13 protein-coding genes are annotated in these 15,634 nt (G+C 43.1%); 3 read left to right on the top strand and 10 right to left on the bottom strand.

Going from position 1 to position 15,634, the window contains the following annotated elements; translation table 11 throughout:
- Positions 1-5,163 (bottom strand): KxYKxGKxW signal peptide domain-containing protein (locus HC026_RS10985; RefSeq protein ID WP_168925974.1); only part of this gene is annotated, 5,163 nt, incomplete at its 3' end.
- Between the two features lie 427 nt (positions 5,164-5,590).
- Between HC026_RS10985 and HC026_RS10980 the strand changes: the two genes are divergently transcribed.
- Positions 5,591-6,205, top strand: coding sequence for a TetR/AcrR family transcriptional regulator (locus tag HC026_RS10980; RefSeq protein ID WP_168925973.1), 615 nt, complete (start codon positions 5,591-5,593; stop codon positions 6,203-6,205).
- Positions 6,206-6,386: 181 nt separating this feature from the next.
- Here HC026_RS10980 and HC026_RS10975 read toward each other — a convergent pair whose 3' ends face one another.
- Together HC026_RS10975 and HC026_RS10970 are read right to left on the bottom strand one after the other, a co-directional pair.
- Positions 6,387-7,289, bottom strand: coding sequence for a prenyltransferase (locus HC026_RS10975; RefSeq protein WP_168925972.1), 903 nt, complete (start codon positions 7,287-7,289; stop codon positions 6,387-6,389).
- 19 nt (positions 7,290-7,308) lie between these two features.
- A complete protein-coding gene (locus tag HC026_RS10970) occupies positions 7,309-7,884 on the bottom strand; it encodes a TetR/AcrR family transcriptional regulator (RefSeq protein WP_168925971.1) in 576 nt (191 codons plus the stop codon).
- Between the two features lie 191 nt (positions 7,885-8,075).
- On the opposite strand from HC026_RS10970, the gene nrdI reads away from it, so the two are divergent.
- Together nrdI and HC026_RS10960 are read left to right on the top strand one after the other, a co-directional pair.
- The gene (gene nrdI, locus HC026_RS10965) at positions 8,076-8,543 is read left to right on the top strand and encodes a class Ib ribonucleoside-diphosphate reductase assembly flavoprotein NrdI (RefSeq protein WP_168925970.1); all 468 of its coding nucleotides are present in this window, start codon (positions 8,076-8,078) and stop codon (positions 8,541-8,543) included.
- A 12-nt stretch (positions 8,544-8,555) separates the two neighbouring features.
- On the top strand, positions 8,556-9,305 hold the full coding sequence (locus HC026_RS10960) for an NADPH-dependent oxidoreductase (protein WP_168925969.1): 750 nt from the start codon (positions 8,556-8,558) through the stop codon (positions 9,303-9,305).
- A 46-nt stretch (positions 9,306-9,351) separates the two neighbouring features.
- On the opposite strand, the gene HC026_RS10955 is transcribed toward HC026_RS10960, so the two are convergent.
- The 7 genes from HC026_RS10955 to aroA all read right to left on the bottom strand — a co-directional run bounded on the left by HC026_RS10955 (position 9,352) and on the right by aroA (position 15,633).
- The gene (locus tag HC026_RS10955) at positions 9,352-10,509 is read right to left on the bottom strand and encodes an MDR family MFS transporter (protein ID WP_168925968.1); all 1,158 of its coding nucleotides are present in this window, start codon (positions 10,507-10,509) and stop codon (positions 9,352-9,354) included.
- Positions 10,506-11,543 carry a zinc-binding alcohol dehydrogenase family protein gene (locus HC026_RS10950; RefSeq protein WP_168925967.1) on the bottom strand — a complete coding sequence of 346 codons (1,038 nt, stop codon included), beginning with the start codon at positions 11,541-11,543 and terminating at the stop codon, positions 10,506-10,508. Before HC026_RS10950 ends, HC026_RS10955 begins: the two co-directional genes overlap by 4 nt.
- A gap of 190 nt (positions 11,544-11,733) precedes the next feature.
- The gene (locus HC026_RS10945; RefSeq protein ID WP_168925966.1) at positions 11,734-12,507 is read right to left on the bottom strand and encodes an Ig-like domain-containing protein; all 774 of its coding nucleotides are present in this window, start codon (positions 12,505-12,507) and stop codon (positions 11,734-11,736) included.
- Between the two features lie 172 nt (positions 12,508-12,679).
- Positions 12,680-12,931: a hypothetical protein gene (locus tag HC026_RS10940; protein ID WP_168925965.1), complete on the bottom strand. Its 252-nt coding sequence runs from the start codon at positions 12,929-12,931 to the stop codon at positions 12,680-12,682.
- A gap of 11 nt (positions 12,932-12,942) precedes the next feature.
- A complete protein-coding gene (locus HC026_RS10935) occupies positions 12,943-13,470 on the bottom strand; it encodes a shikimate kinase (RefSeq protein ID WP_168925964.1) in 528 nt (175 codons plus the stop codon).
- Positions 13,467-14,333 carry a prephenate dehydrogenase gene (locus HC026_RS10930; protein WP_168925963.1) on the bottom strand — a complete coding sequence of 289 codons (867 nt, stop codon included), beginning with the start codon at positions 14,331-14,333 and terminating at the stop codon, positions 13,467-13,469. Before HC026_RS10930 ends, HC026_RS10935 begins: the two co-directional genes overlap by 4 nt.
- Before the next feature lie 13 nt (positions 14,334-14,346).
- Positions 14,347-15,633 (bottom strand): 3-phosphoshikimate 1-carboxyvinyltransferase, encoded by a 1,287-nt coding sequence (gene aroA / locus HC026_RS10925; protein WP_168925962.1) that lies wholly within the window; start codon positions 15,631-15,633, stop codon positions 14,347-14,349.
- Position 15,634 lies beyond the last annotated feature (1 nt).

Genomic DNA, 15,634 nt, shown 5'->3' with positions numbered 1-15,634 from the left:
ATCGCTCAAATCTGAGGCCACGGTACTTTGATCGTCAGAGAACTGGTTGGAATCGCTGTTGATCTTCGTCTGATCACTGTTGATAGCACTTTGGTCATTGCTCAAGGCATTCGACTTTGCGGTCGTTTGATCCTGCGTATTAACATTCGAATCACTGGTATAAGTTGTCTGATCACTGCTCAGCTTATTACTGTTGCTCTTGTAATCACTGTTCTGATCCGAGGTTCCATCGGAACCAAGATCACTTGAATCTTTGGTGGTATCCGACTTCAAATCACTATTATCGTTACTGAAGTTGCTCAGATCACTGGTAGTATCACTCAAATCGCTGGATAGCTTAGCCGAGGTGGTACTGCTATCACTCAAGTCCGAAGCGACGTTACTCTCATCATCTGATACCTTGGTCGAATCACTGTCAACCTTCGTCTGATCACTATTGATAGCACTTTGGTCATTACTCAAGGCATTCGATTTCGCACTCGTTTGATCACTCGCATATTCGCCAGAATCACTCTTGTAATTAGCGACATCGCTGGTCAACTCCGTCTTGTCACTAGTCAAGGTCGTGATCTGATTGGAGATTCCGTTGGAACCAAGATCACTGGAATCCTTCGTGACATCACTAGTTAACTGCTTGTTATCATCACTGAAGTTGCTCAGATCATTGCTGGTCTTGCTCATGTCGCTAGATAACGTTGCTGATGTGGTCTTGCTATCACTCAAATCTGAGGCCACGTTACTTTGGTCATCAGAGAAGTTGTTCGAATCACCATTGATCTTCGTCTGGTCACTATTGATAGCACTTTGGTCGTTACTCAAGACGTTCTGCTTATTCACATCAGAATCACTCTTGTAATTACTCTGATCATTACTTAACTGCGTACTGTTGCTGTTCGACGTCTTGGTCTGATCGGAAGTTAAGTTGGAACCGAGATCACTGGTCTCCTTGGTAGTATCCGACTTCAAATCACTATTATCGTTGCTGAAGTTGCTCAAATCACTGGCAGTATTACTCAAGTCACTCGACAACGTTGCCGAGCTTGCATTGCTATCACTGAAGTCCGAAGCCACGTTGCTCTCATCATCTGATACCTTGGTCGAATCACTGTCAACCTTCTTCTGGTCACTGTTGATATCACTCTGATCATTACTCAAGGCATTCGACTTCAATATTTTACTGTCGCTCAAATACGTATTTTCATCACTATCATATTGCTTATTATTACCATTTACATCACTTAGAAGTGTGACCTTTTCGTCCGAGGTCTCAGCAGCTCCAAGATCGCTAGCTTCCCTATTAACATCACTCTTTACTGCAGTGTTGTCGGTACCCAAACCATCCAAATCACTGCTTAAATTACTCATTTCATTTGAAATCGTCCCTGATGGCGTATCTGACAATGCAACATCACTGGAAAAATTGGATTGATCAGTGTTGAAATCAGATTGCTTGTCACTGAAGTCACTCAAATCTTTACTTAACTGTGCACTATCATTATTCAGTTGATCCGACTTGGCACTGTTGTACAGTCCCAAATCCGTCTTGTAATTACTGTTATCATTCGACAGCTGAGCACTATCACTCGTGTAATCATTCTTCTGAGCCGTTGTCCCAGTCGTTCCCATATCACTGGAATCTTTAGTTGTATCCGAAGTTACCCTTGCATTATCGGAGTCAAAATCACTGAGATCATCACTAGCCTTGTTAAGGTCACTAGTCAACTTATCTGAAGTAGTACTGCTATCACTCAGATCTGAAGCAACAGTACTTTGATCATTTGAGAAGTTTCCCGAATCGCTATTGACGTTAGCTTGATCACTCTTAAAATCACTTGCGTCATCGCTCAACGCATTCGACTTTGCAATGGCAGCACCCGTACGATCACTCTTTAACACCGCAGCATCGCTAATAACGTCAACTTTATCAACGCTAGCTACACCCGAATCGCTACTGAATGTCACACTTCGATCAGAAGTAGGATTTGATCCAATATCACTACCTTCGTCAGTGAAGTCACCACCGACCTTAGTGGTATCAGAACTCATGGCTTTCACATCACTACCTAAGTCAGATAAATCATTAGAAACAACTGCTGAATCATAATCACTTTTAGCCAAATCCGAAACAAAATCAGATTGATCGTCCGAGAACTTGTCTGATTTTGTATTAACATTTTTATCATCCGAAAGTAAATTAGAAGCGTCCTCTGCAAACTTATCGGTATATGCAACAACAATATCAGTTAAGCTATTGTTATTAGCACCGTCAATCAGTGCAGCATCATACGTTAAAGTTGCCGATGGTGTAACAGTTGGGGTCACAGTGGCAGTGGCATAATTAGAAATTGTCAAGGTCTGACCTGTATCAAGAGTTAGGCCATTGGCAGCAGATGTGCCAAATGCCACGCCAGTTCCTTTCGAAACAGTTGCACCATCACTATTAGTAATTGTATAGTCAAAAGTCTGACCTGTTGGTGCGTCCGTCGCAGTAACTGAAACTGTTTGTGTCTTTCCTTCTGTAACCGTCTGGCCGGCATAAACAATATTGATGACCCCACCATTCTCAGGAACAGTGTACTTACTTAAATCTGTTGGTAAGTCGTAACTCTTACCATCCACTGTAATTGTCTTGGGCAACTTAGAGGTATCAATACTATCTCCATAGGCACCAGTCAACTCATTACCACTAGCATCTGTGGTAATTGGATCTCCATAATTAGTGTATGTTGTACTGATCGTATCGCCACTTGCATTAGTCAGTGTTGTGGCATACACCGGCTGCTCAGAATATGACAATGAGTCAGCCTTCACTGCAGCGTCATAGAAACTGACCAAATATGCTTCAGTCTGTGGGCTGACATAATTTGCTTGCTCATGCGGATTAGTTTCTGAAGTATCAACACTGGCATCTGGGGTTAGCGTAAGTGCATCACCAGCACTGTCAGTGATTGTTTGGCCACCTTGAGTTGCATCAGTCACGCGACTCCAAACAGCATCCATTGCTGCTTTTTCAGTGGCTCCTGTTACCTTTGTACCAGCTGCAACATCTTTTAGAGCAGCATCATAAAATGGTTTGATATAGTGATAAACATCCCAAACACCTTGTTGATAAACTTCCACTTGAGTACTTTTAGTTGTGTCAATTGAAGAGTCAAACTTAGACACATCAATATCACTCGGTTTGGTGGCGGCCGTCACACCTAATGCTGTCCATACTGAATCAATATCAGTTGGCGTTTCTGAATATAATATTGAGATGGCTTTGTATTTTCCAAGCATAGCAGCACCATATAACGTGCTAACAAGTGCCCTTGAATAATCGTAATAGACGTTGTTCCACGTAGAGAAATTAGGGAACGCTTCCATCGTCCCATTTGCAGCCGATGTCCCAGTTACTGAACCGTAAGCCGCAGCCCCAACATACTCAGCAAGAGTTTCAGTGGAAGAAGCCCCAACAGCAATCGCTAGAGATCCCAACTGTTTGTACATAGCATCCAATTTGGGAACAATGGTCGTCAATGAGTAACTCCCATCAATTGTCATTAACGAATGAACCAACTGATACAAACTGCTATCAACAGTTTCTTGAACACCAGCATCAGTTGCTGCACTCACTTCCTGCGTATCTGAAACAGTATTAACAGCAGGCAAAACCGTATTAATAATATACGTCTCGGCAGAAGGCACAATAGCATCAATATAGGTTGCAAAAATACTGTTTACAAATTCACTAAAAGTATTATAGAAATCTGAACTCATACTTGCTGGCTGGGTATATGAACCAAGTGGGTTACTTGAAAAACCAACATTATCATCCGTAGCCACTAAAATATGACTATTCGAAAATGTATCCGAGTTATGTTCAAGTGAATCCATTGGAGTTGAGCCAACATCATTAAACGCATCCTGTGCCATAGCTACTTTCTGCTGTGGGGACAATCCATCTAAGGCAGCTGATAACTGTGTAATATAACTATCACTGGAACCATTGAAATAGTAATAAATTTCGGAAAGATAGTTCATATACCCGCCAAATGTTGCAGTATCAACACCGTTCAGAAAGTTACTAAATTTAAGAGCATTTTGATTCCCATTATTGTACTTTGTTTCAAGATCGTTATAGTAGCCTTGAAGTTGAGTTGCTGTGGCATCGGTCACTACTTGATTGGTATTTACATCCGTATAAGTCCCAGTTCCAGCAGCAGTTAAAAGTGCAACATCCGCCATAGTAACCGGAGTTGACAAAACGTTACCAACAGAGCGAGTTTGTTCCGAACTCAACGTGCTTGCACCCGCATACGTCCGCCACGTACTTGCTGGTGCCGAAACCGTTAAATTAACCGACTTAAAACCGGCAGTTACCAGTCGAGATTGAATCGAAGTAATTGTCGTTTCATCAGTTTCTGAACTTAAAGCAATCGTGATAGTGCCGTCTGCACCAACTTTGTAAGTATCACCAGTTGGTAAACTACTCAATACTGCAGTTTGAGCAGCAGTAAGATCAACGCTGGCTGTTTTGTCTGCATCACTAGAAGCTGCATTAGAAGCATTTTGACCCAGCTTAACTGAGTTTTGAGTTAAATCTAATGTCGTTGTATTTGAATCAGATGAAATTTGACCGGTTTTTACGTTGTCGCTGCTGTCAGTAGATGCAGTCTTGCTAGTAATGTTAGTCGTAGCTGCATTGTTATCAGATAGCGCGCTAGAACTAGCGTTACTGGTTGTATTAGAAACAGTAGTAGCCGCATTCTTTGCCGCAGTCACATTGCTGCTATCTGCGTCAGATGATGCAGTGCTAGCAATTTTAGCGGTGGCTTTATCCGTACTAGTTGTTGTGGCATCAGCAGTTGAAGTATCAGCTGTTGCTGGCGCATCAGAGGCAACATCACTGCCTGTAGATTGACTGGAACTAGACTGCAAAACAGCCGTAGTTGAAGATTCATCTGCCGCAGAAATTGTACCTGATGTATCAGTGGTTGTCGTTTGTTGCGTATCAGCACGGACAATGCTTGGCGAAAAGGTCGCCAGTACTGCCGAGAAGCCAAAAGTTAATAGGCCAGCAAAAACGAAGTGCTTGCCCATTTTATACATTTTGTAATGCAATTTCTTATCTGTTAAATCACGAGCTAATTTACGTTCTCCACGTTGATTCTTTTGCATCATAAAATTCCCCCATTTTTAGACTAAAAAAGTAAAATTATTAGAGTTGCAACGGTATGAGCAACTTGTCTCCCTTACTCTCCAAGAAACGGGAATTTAAGTAATAACTTATAGTCCATACCATACACCTAGCATGCATTGTACAACTCTGACAACTAATTCTTATAAACATTTAGTTTAAAAGTGTTTATTTTAGGGAGATTTTTTATTTTTTATTATGGTATCAATTAAGTTTCTGAAATAAATTGAGCAGGCCAATACGGATTAGTGTCTGAGATATGGCCTCTTTTCGCTAATATAATAGCATTTAAGGGCAGGCAAACAGTGCCATATGATTAGTTCAGAAAAAGTTACAAAAAGTAAGCCATAGTGGTACAATGCTGGTATTGAATGCCAATATCATATTATCAACCTGGGGGGGATAAATAGTATGGATGATAATCTTCTGATAAGTAATAATGCTTCGCACTTAACTACCAAACAACAAATCGTTAATTCGTTTATTCATCTACTGAATCAGACGCCTAATAGACCGCTTAAAGTGGTTGAGATTTGTCAACATGCTGCCATTAACCGAGGCACTTTTTATCACTACTTCGAGAACGAACAGGGACTCGTTGAAGCTTGTGAGGACTACCTAGTTAATAAACTTTATATATTTGCCCACGGAATTTTCGAACAGCAAACACTGACTTCCTTCACTAGACAGCTATCAACGATTCATCTTAATTTTTTTAACCAATTCAGTAGCGATTTACCGCTAATCGACGTCCTACTACATAAATCAAGCAGATCTCACCTAACTGAAAAATTAGTCGAAGTTATCGAAGATTGCGTGGCTGATGGATTAGCAACTATTGCACCCAAATCAGACACACAAGCAAGAACCCTTATTTCAGCAGAAAGTTCTGCCGAAGTGATTGGTTTGCTGTCCTATTGGAGCATTCATCCAGATATCAACGCTAACGATTTAGCTAATTTATTGACCCTTAGTAAAAAGGGACAATTGACACTACTTAAGAATAAAACACAACATCGTCAATAATAGCTGACTTTAGTATGAGTTCATCCTAGAAGGATTTGTTCTTATTTATGACTTCAACATAGTCTAAGAATGCGCACATCTCAGATTACAACCGTCCATCGTAAAAAACCATTCCGTCCAATAAAGTCGAAATGGTTTTTTCATTAAATTCTAGTTTCTACTTAGTTACGTCGCACTATTTTTAGAGAATCAGCGCTAATCCACCGCCAATAACGGTCACCGCTAATATCAGTTGTGCGTTAATAATGGCATACAGAAAAGTCGTTTCCTTCTTCGGGTGTGCACTAAAGCGACGAGTATTACGCCAAACAATGGGAATGGTTAGGATGACCAGTAAAGTCAGCACTGGCAAGTAGCCTAAAACCACTGCTGCCAATATCCCGACGTAGGCAATCACAAAGCTCACTTCCCACAACCGAATACCACCTTGTTTACCCCAATAATAAACAATTGTTTTACGACCCAGTGCAGGATCTTCCTTCCGATCAGCAATATTGTTCGCCAGCATAATATTGCTGATGGTGAAAATTGCTGGGATGGCAACAATAAAGGTTTTATACCACAACCCACTAACATCAATCAGCTGATACATATTCACATATGTGGCCAAGAAAGTGATGTTGTAGCCCATCGTTAAACCTGAGAAGAGTTCTCCAAATGGGGTCTTCGAAATTGGATATGGGCCGCCTGAATAGAAATAGCCCACCGCAAAACTCACTAAGCCAACCCAGAGAACGGGTAGCCCAGTCCGATCAACCAAGAACAGACCGATAATCATCGAAAGTAAAGCAAGGCCTAAAATAGTTGAACGGGCCTGCAGTGGTTTGATGTCAAAATTCTTAAGAATATTATTATGACTGTCTTTACCTCTATAACGTTCATAATCTTTGTACTGGTTATGTGCATTAACGGCTAAGTGAAAGGCAACCACACTAATCATGATCAGCAAACTGTTCACCACATTAAAGCTGTGATAGTAGTTAGCCGCAAATAGTATCCCTAATAAACATGGCATAAATGAAGTCACCACTGACTTAGTTTGAACCAGCGCGTTGGCCTTTTTAATAACTGACACCTTTTTCATCTGCCTTTCCTATAGCTAACTAAATCCCGTGCATTGGGTTTAATACAAATTCTTGTAGTCGATCGCCAAATTGAATCACAGAATCGTTTTTTCCATGACGTAACTGCCACAGCAAAAACAGCATCACGTTACTAGCATACAGATCACTCAAATACTCTAACGGCAAGTCAATTTCGCTTGGTAATTCAACGTGCTGGAAATATTGATAAGCCGTTGAACGCAAAATTTCTTTAAAGTTCCGCTCCAAGTCAGCCGTTTCAGTGTGAATGTCAAATAACTGCAATAAGATCTCCCGATATTGGGTCAGTGCAATAATTAGCACTTTAACGGTGTTTGAGCCAATCTCAGGCGTATGTACGCTGAACCGCTGATCCACAATCGTCCGAAAAACTTCCGTATATTCAGCAACTAATTTTTCCAACAAATCATATTTATCATAATAATGGCTGTAAAATGTTGACCGACCGATCCGTGCTCGCTTGCTAATGTCTTGCACCGTCATGGTCTTAAATCCCTTATCCTTAAGTAAACCAAAGAAAGCTTTGGTGATCTGTTCGTTCGTCCGCCGCACTCTTAAATCCTGTTTTTCCGTCATGTTATCACCTCTGCATTCTTTTTATATTTCTGTTATATCATAGTTGACGAGTAAATAAACGACCAGATTTTTGCTTCTTGCTTTCACTACTATATATAGCCTACAATTAACTGGTAATACTATCAGTATGTATCACGTATGCCATCAACACAACATCTACCATTATATCGATTATTTGGAGGAAAAACACTATGGATCCAATACGAATTTTATTTATTTCAATTGAGGGCAATACGCGGAATTTTGTCGAGCACTTGACCCACTACGCATTTGCTCAACACCTTAAAAACAAGGGACTGCCAGAAATCGAAGCAACCGAAATTTCTGAACAGACTGACTTCGCTGACGAAGCCAAACCATTCTTCTGTTTTGTGCCAACCTACTTAGATGGCGGTAACGGCATCGACAATGGTGTCAAGGAACTCATGACTAATGTGATGGGTGAATACATTGATTACCACGATAACGCTAAACAACTGATTGGGGTGGTTGGTAGTGGCAACAAAAACTTCAACGAACAGTATTGTTTAACTGCCCGGCGTTATTGCCAAAAATTCGACGCGCCTTTTATTGATGACTACGAACTGCGTGGTGTCCCGGCCGACGAACCACGAGTTTACAAAAAGCTAGTCGAGCGGCTTCAATTTTTAGATCTGTAAGGAGACGATTCCGTGACTAATGATATTTTGACGCTATTAAATCAGCACCGCAGCATCCGTCAGTATACCGACCAACCTTTGACTAGTGGTGAAATTACCACTCTGGTATCAGCTGCTCAACACGCCGCTACCAGCACTTTTGCTCAACAGTACAGCATTATTAGCATTACCGATCCGGCAATCAAACAGGAACTTGGCAATATTACTGGTCATCACTGGCTAGAAAAAAGCGGTCATTACTTCATGTTGGTTGCTGACCAGCACCGCAACCTCAAAATTGCGGAAGCTGCCAACGCTGATACAACCATTTTACGTTCCTTCGATAAGTTTATGGCCAGCACTTTTGACGTTGCTATTGCAGCAGAGGCTATCGTTACCGCAGGAGAAAGCCTCGGATTAGGCAGTACGATCATGGGCAGTATCTTAAACCATACACAACAAGTCATCGATCTGCTGCATTTACCGGAATTAACCTTTCCGCTGTTAGGATTAGCGATTGGTCATCCCGCTGAGCAGCCTGATTTGAAACCACGATTGCCACAACCACTCATGCACTTTAGTAATCAATATGACCTACCAGCTGATTTTGATGATCAATTAGCCGCCTATGACGAGAAAACCGCTGACTACTATGCGCATCGCAATAGTCATTTGAAAAAAATCACTTTCAGCAAGCATATCGTCCAAGAACTGCAACGTGATCCTAAATTACGTGCAGAACTCATTCAAGTGATTAAACAGCAAGGCTTTAACGTTAACTAACAATTCAAAAATAGTCAGTCTTCCAAATCGGAAAACTGGCTATTTTCTATTCTGTTAACCTGCTATGACTGAATAACACGCCACCAAGTGCCAGTAACATAGCCAGTCCAACACAGAAAAACAGTGATTGGTAGCTAAAATAATCGATCATGAGCCCACCGAATAGTGGACCAACTGCTCGACCAACTGATATCGCCACGTTATACATTCCTTGATATTTACCCTTGCTGCCATTTACCGCCAGACCATCGATCCAAGCGGGCATCCCCGGGAAACCAATCATTTCACCAATTGTGAGGACAATCATAATAATCACGAAATCAGAATACTGGTGAGCAAAAATTAAACCAAAGAATGAAAGGGCAAAAATCGAGACCCCTAGCCCAATTTGAGTTGATAGCTTCCGACTAGCAAATAATCGGTTCATCAGTGGTTGACCAAAGACAATCAAGAAGCCGTTCATGGTCCATAAAAGGCTGTAGTCTTTAAACTGAATGTGCAGATTCGTCATGTGAACTGACAGCACGCTTTCCCAGAGTGAATAACTGGTGTAGATGGCAAAAACCATCAGACAGATCCACCAAATCACCTTTAGGTTTAGTCTTGGGACTTGGCCACCGTCCTTACGTTCTGTTTGGTTACCTTTAACGTCGACTTTGAATTCCGTCACCATCAGCCCAAAGAGTAAGATATAGCAAATTGTCGTCACGGCGAAGACCAAGGTCACGCCACGATTTAATAAGTACCCAACCAATAACGTCCCAATCACGACACCAACGTTTAAAGCAATGTACATCAAATTAAACACCTTGCGGACTGAAACACTCTTAATCGTAGCAGCAAAGGAATTGCCCACGGTCAAACTGATACCGTCACCAAATCCCACAATCACTAACAGAACTGCAAAAATCGGCCAGCCATGAAAGAAAATCAGTAGAATCATCGCCACCAGCGAGATGCCGGCACCCAGTATACCAGTCAAATACGGCGACCAACGATCAAATAAAACCCCTCCAATGTAATTACCGACCATCATCACTAACGACATCACCAGCAACACCACACCTGCCGTAGTCAGTGATTCATGCAGCGATTTATTCATATAGACGGTGGTCAACGGCCACATAAACGCTGCCCCTGTATTTAGCATTAAGTTGGCAATGAACAGTGAAGGTAAACGAACTTCCTTTTTAGTCGCAATCATTTCTGACTACTCCGACCTTCTACTGGTGCGTTAAACGCTCCAGTTAGAACCAACTTGCCGTGAATCTTACCTCCACCCACTAGTTCATGCGCTTCGGTCAAGGTCTTTGCATTGATGCCATCCGTGAGTACTTTCGTCAACGTTGACGTCAACACACCTTGATCCAGTAGTCGGGCAACCAGTTGTAGCGTCTTCCCCTGACTGTTTACATTGTAGTCAGCATCACTCTTAGCAAACATGTACTCCCAATCGAAACTAGCAGCTTTATTTTTAATTTTGTACAGTGGCAGGTCAACTGGGCTACCGACAATCGAGCCAATGTGTCCGAATGGTCTAACCAGTTCAGCGGCTAAATCGAAGTAATCTTCGGGATTATATAAAATGGCAATCCCATCAAGAGATGAATACCCTAACTCGTGGATCTCATTCAACAAGTCACCATGATAATCTAAGGGATGATCAACCTTATTTTGTTTCAACCAGTCAAAATTCCTCGGACTACTAGTGGCTAGGACCGTAATCCCGGCCCAATGTGCTAGCTGAGACATAATGGAGCCGACACCGCCAGCACCGTTGACAATCAGCAAGGTTCGCTTCTGATTCTGGTTAGCTTTGCCGACAAACTGCATTTTCTCAAATAACAGTTCATAAGCAGTTAGCGCCGTCAGTGGCATAGCAGCAATTTCGGCCGCGGTCAGTGAACGTGGCGCTAAACTTGCCAGCCGTTCATCAACTAACTGATACTCTGCATCCGCACCAGCCACTTGAGTACTACCAGCATAAAAAATGCGGTCGCCAACCTTGAACTTCGTCACTTCTTCGCCGGTTTCAACCACTTTGCCAACTGCATCATAACCCAATATTTTAGGTGCGGTTTCTTCGTTAACCATTTCTTTTAACTTAGTATCCACTGGATTAACGGACACTGCATCAACTTGAACCAGTACTTGATTAGAGCTGGCAGTGGGCTTAGGTAACGTCAAATCAATTAACTGCCGATCTGCAGTTGCACCGATTGCTTTCATGATTGTCATAAACTCCCCTCCGATTCTAATATCCTATGGTAATTGTACCAGACAAGTAGGCGTAAGCAAGCGATAACGGGCATTGTGTGGGACTAGATTTAGGCAACTCATCCAATCGTTAATTACAATTAAAAGCACCATTCCGTCATCATGACAGAATGGTGCTTTCAACGTATTCATTAGATTAAAATATCACAGATTATTGTAAGTTAAAAGTGTAGTGACCAGCTGGGGCTTTGCCAACCGAAGTATTGATCACTTGGTTCTTGCTGTTGACCAATACAAATTGCTTGTTGCTGGTGAAACGCATGTAGAAGGTTGACTTAGCACCACCCTTAGCGGTGACGTTGATCTTCCAGAAACTGGCACCTTTAGCATCAACGCTATAACGTGCGTTCGATAACACGTGAGTAGCTTTCTTACCTTGATAAGTGTATTCATTCAAACCAGTTTTTTGGCTAAAGCTAAACTTCATCAACCAGCCTTTTTGAGTAGTTGACTTCCATGTACCGGTTGGTGTGCTGAGATTAGAACTAACGGTATTGGTGTGTACTGCTGCTTTTGTTGAAGCGGCCTTCTTGGGCGTTATTTTCTTAGTGGTGGTTTTTGATGAAGCAGCCTGAACATTCATGATTCGATAAAAATAATGTCCATTGGATGCTTTAGCATAAACGTAAAGTTTTGTCCCCGTCTTTTGCTTAGCTGGCAATTTAACAGTGTATTTCCCAGTGGTCTTAGATGCTGTTGAATGAGCAATTGCTTTCTTCTTGCTGTTTTCAACAATAATTTTGACACCTTTGCTAGCCTTACCCGACACTGAAGCCGAGTTTGAGTAAATTTTGTTGATTGATAGGCTTGGGCTGCCTGCTGCGACGGTTGTCTTAGCTGATGCTTGAGTCTGAGTAGCTGCACCGGCACCCAGTAAACTGAATGCGGCAATTAAGCTACCTGATAAAATGACTAATTTCTTCATGTACGTTTCTCCTTGTGTGTTCGCTTTCTACCAGCGAATTTAATAGCAGTGATGAGTATAACCTGTTAATCGACAAGTGGCTAGTCATTATTAACAGGTTTTAGGAGTTTTTAATCTCTTTTCAACAAAAGCATAAAAAAACGGCCGTTCGTAAAAGAAATCAGCCGCTTGCCTACTTGATCAACGTTAATCGATACTGCCTCCCATTAGCCTCAAAGGGTTCAGAGATCAGTTGATCAGGTTTAAAATACACTTCAATTTTTTGATAGACCTTGCCATCGCTATTGACCAGCTCCAAATGCACCCCGTACTGATTTTGCCGGAAGGGGCTTTTATTCACTAGGTAATTAATCCCTGTGCCGTCACTGTATCGTTGACTGGTCATTCGGTCCAGTTTACGCAGTGATATATTAATTAAGTCCATCTCGAAAACACCTACACAGCGTCATGACGAACACTTCTGAACTTAACGTGGGTCAAAATGGCATCCACCACTTCTTCTGGTGTGAGATCATCCGTGTCAATTTCAATATCGCTGACTTCATGATATCTAGTATCACGCTTAGCCTTGAGACCAATTAGGCCGTCAACACCTAGTTCCTTAACTAAGGGACGCTTACCATCATCGGCTAATCGGGCCAAAACAGTTTCCGGTTTAACGTTGAGCAATATCACTGGCACATCGCATTTTCGCAGCAATTGATAGTTCGCCATTTGAATTGGCGTACCACCACCAGTTGAAATGATACCTTGACTATTCGCTAACGTATCAGCTAAGACATCGTGTTCCAACTGACGAAAGGCGGTTTCCCCCTCATCGTCAAAGATTTGCTGAATTGTTTTGCCAGCGCGTTCTACGATGACATCATCCAGATCCCGGTGCATCAGATGCAGCCGGTCAGCTAACAACTCGCCAACAGTGGTTTTGCCACTACCCATGAAGCCAACTAAAATTGCTCTCATTGTTTCTCTCCTCCTTGGTCTAACCGTTCTCGAACTGATTTCGCATGTGCAAAAAATTGGTAGATTTTATCGGTATCGTGTACGTCAATCGCGTCTTGAATCTGCTTTAACTGCGTCATATAAGTAGTGAGTTGTTCACTAATTGCATCAGAGTTACTCAGCATAATCGCCGTCCACATGGTGGGGTCGGCACCCGCAATTCGAGTGGTGCTCTTGAACCCACCAGCTGCGGCACTTAATCCCACTGAATCGTGCTTGAGCTGATGGTCAGCTGTGTTGACCAGATTAGCTGCCAGCACGTGGGGAACGTGGCTGATTTCACTGACTAAGCCATCGTGAGCTTTAGCTGTAACATTTACCCAGCGTAACCTCGCCGGCTGAAGACAAGCTTTAAATTGGGCTGCCTGAGCAAGCGTCTGGGAGCCGTCCACGATGAAGTATGTAGCATGATCAAATAAATCGGCTCGGCCGAAGCGACCGCCTGCTTGATGGGAGCCAGCCATTGGATGACCACCCATAAAGGCAACATGGCGTTGCTGTAATGCCTGTGACGCGGCCATCACCTGTGTCTTCGTACTCCCCACATCCGTCACCAGGACATCTGGCTTTAAATCGACGTCCGTCAGTTGCGCGAGTTGATCAATAATGACTGAAACCGGGCCAGCGAGGAGGATGATGTCCGCACGCGAAGCTGCTTTTAACAACTTCACCCGTTCATCAATAATCCCCTGACCCAGCAGAAACTGACTGGTGTCATCGTTGGGATCGTCGCCCAAAATTGTTGGCTGCACGTCGCTTTTTTTCATAACTCGGGCCAACGAACTGCCAATCAGTCCCAAACCGCTTATCAATACCGTCGTCATACCAATCACCTCATTACAATAGTTGATCTAAGTCGTCGAAAAATTCAGGGTAGGAGATCCGAACACTATCAGCACCCTTTAATTGTAAAGGTGTCTTAACTAACAGCGCTGCGATTCCCAGTACCATACCGATTCGGTGGTCGTCATGAGCATCTAATACCGGGTCAACCACGTACCATGGCTTGCGACCATCGATAACGAAGCCATCCGGCAACTCTTCGATGGCAATTCCCAGTTTTTTAAACTCAGACACGATAGCACTAATACGATCAGTTTCTTTGACCCTTAACTCTTCAGCGCCCGTAATTCGACTGACACCGTCAGCCTTAGCCGCTAATAGCGCTACTAATGGGAGTTCATCAATGACTGCTGGAATCTGTTCCTTACCAATATTAATAGGTTCTAACTTGGCAGTTTGAATTGTCAGGTCGCCAATGGGTTCACCATTTGTTGGTTGTGACTTAACGCTAATTTTGCCACCCATCGCATTTAAGATATCGAGTAACCCCGTTCGAGTGTGATTAAGCCCAACATCTTTCAACGTGATTTCAGACCCCGGAACCAAACTGGCCGCGGTCATGAAAAACGCTGCGGAGGACATGTCCCCAGGAACCGTCATGGATTGTCCCTTCAGATGAGGCTGCGGCTGCACTGTAATGGTGACGCCATCGTCAGCGGTAGTAATTTCACCGCCAAACGCCGTCAGCATCCGTTCCGTATGGTCCCGGGTCGGTAGTAACTCCGTCAGTGTTGTGGGCTCATTGGCTTGTAACGCGGCCAAGATCAACGCACTTTTAACTTGCGCGCTAGCAACTTTCAGCTGGTAATTGACGCCGTGGAGCTGCTGACCACGAATTGTGACCGGCAAATGACCATCGGTAGTCGTGATATCTGCGCCCATGGTAGCTAAAGGTTCACTGACCCTTTTCATCGGTCGCTTCGATAAGGAGGCATCACCCATCAAAGTCGTGCTAAATGGCTGTCCCGAAAGTAAGCCCATGATCAGCCGGGTCGTGGTCCCAGAATTGCCCATATCAAGTGGGGTTGAACTAGCCTTCAAACCGTTTAACCCAACGCCATGAACGTTAACTGTGGTACCCTGCCGTTCAATTGGAACGCCCAACTGCTGAAAAGCAGCCAACGTTGATAAACAATCGGCAGAAGTTAGAAAATGTGTGAGGGTGGTGGTGCCCTCGCTGATTGCACCTAACATAATACCTCGATGGGAGATACTTTTATCGCCTGGAACGGTCAGTTCGCCGTGTAATCCGGCTGCTGGTTTACTTTTTAGTGCTCGCATG

This window comes from Secundilactobacillus angelensis (genome assembly GCF_012641075.1).
Lineage (GTDB): Bacteria > Bacillota > Bacilli > Lactobacillales > Lactobacillaceae > Secundilactobacillus > Secundilactobacillus angelensis.
Note: the sequence above shows the minus strand (reverse complement) of the source record. Positions and strands in the feature narration are given on the sequence as shown.

Coding starts and splice junctions, on each gene's coding strand:
- HC026_RS10980 (WP_168925973.1), top strand. CDS start 5,591: ATGGATGATAATCTTCTGATAAGTAATAATGCTTCGCACTTAACTACC.
- HC026_RS10975 (WP_168925972.1), bottom strand. CDS start 7,289: ATGAAAAAGGTGTCAGTTATTAAAAAGGCCAACGCGCTGGTTCAAACT.
- HC026_RS10970 (WP_168925971.1), bottom strand. CDS start 7,884: ATGACGGAAAAACAGGATTTAAGAGTGCGGCGGACGAACGAACAGATC.
- nrdI (WP_168925970.1), top strand. CDS start 8,076: ATGGATCCAATACGAATTTTATTTATTTCAATTGAGGGCAATACGCGG.
- HC026_RS10955 (WP_168925968.1), bottom strand. CDS start 10,509: ATGATTGCGACTAAAAAGGAAGTTCGTTTACCTTCACTGTTCATTGCC.
- HC026_RS10950 (WP_168925967.1), bottom strand. CDS start 11,543: ATGACAATCATGAAAGCAATCGGTGCAACTGCAGATCGGCAGTTAATT.
- HC026_RS10945 (WP_168925966.1), bottom strand. CDS start 12,507: ATGAAGAAATTAGTCATTTTATCAGGTAGCTTAATTGCCGCATTCAGT.
- HC026_RS10940 (WP_168925965.1), bottom strand. CDS start 12,931: ATGGACTTAATTAATATATCACTGCGTAAACTGGACCGAATGACCAGT.
- HC026_RS10935 (WP_168925964.1), bottom strand. CDS start 13,470: ATGAGAGCAATTTTAGTTGGCTTCATGGGTAGTGGCAAAACCACTGTT.
- HC026_RS10930 (WP_168925963.1), bottom strand. CDS start 14,333: ATGACGACGGTATTGATAAGCGGTTTGGGACTGATTGGCAGTTCGTTG.
- aroA (WP_168925962.1), bottom strand. CDS start 15,633: ATGCGAGCACTAAAAAGTAAACCAGCAGCCGGATTACACGGCGAACTG.